General features: G+C 63.4%; 1 protein-coding gene. It reads right to left on the bottom strand.

Annotated elements, in window-relative coordinates; all coding sequences use genetic code 11:
- The coding region (locus ABB26_RS18125) for a hypothetical protein (RefSeq protein WP_152982745.1) at window positions 1-377 on the bottom strand (377 nt) is incomplete at its 3' end.
- Window positions 378-626 lie beyond the last annotated feature (249 nt).

Below are 626 nucleotides of genomic sequence, written 5' to 3' on the forward strand. Positions count from 1 at the left end.
TCGGGGGATGGCGTCCAGGCCACGTCATGCCAGTTGCCGACCTTGATGAAGTACATCCGCTTGTCCCAAAGCGCACGTTGCTCCTCGCGGAATACGTCGGCCTCTGCCCGCGTGGCCAACGCGACGCAGCTCTTGTCCCCCGCGCCGCCGAATCCGGCGACATGGCGATGAAACTCGCCTGCCAATCGATTGAGCAGCTCCATATCATGTACCGGGGCCACAAACTCGAACACCGGCGAAGCCCACACCTGCGCAGGCGTCCGCCCGGTGTCGGTCAACGTACACAAGATAAAACTCGATTTGGTTGCTGCCTGTGCAGCGGCCAGCAACGGCGATAGACCAAGCGCGGCGACAACCAGCGCGGCAAGACGATGCATGGTTCGCTCCCCCCGTTAATACGGACGACCTGCTATGGCACCGCTCTGTCAGCCGGTACGCCGGAGTGTGCCACGAATCGCGCCGAAGGCATGTCTTCGGCAAGGGGGCCACACGGCGTAGCTGGATACCACCGAAGTCCGCCGCCACCAGGACCCAAGCGCCCTGTCTTGGTGGACGCCAATGAGGGTACATACGAGCCGCCCCTGCCCCGTTTCCCGGGAGCAGATGGTCCGAAGCCCAAGGTGGAT

Source organism: Stenotrophomonas humi (assembly GCF_001431415.1).
Classification (GTDB): domain Bacteria; phylum Pseudomonadota; class Gammaproteobacteria; order Xanthomonadales; family Xanthomonadaceae; genus Stenotrophomonas; species Stenotrophomonas humi.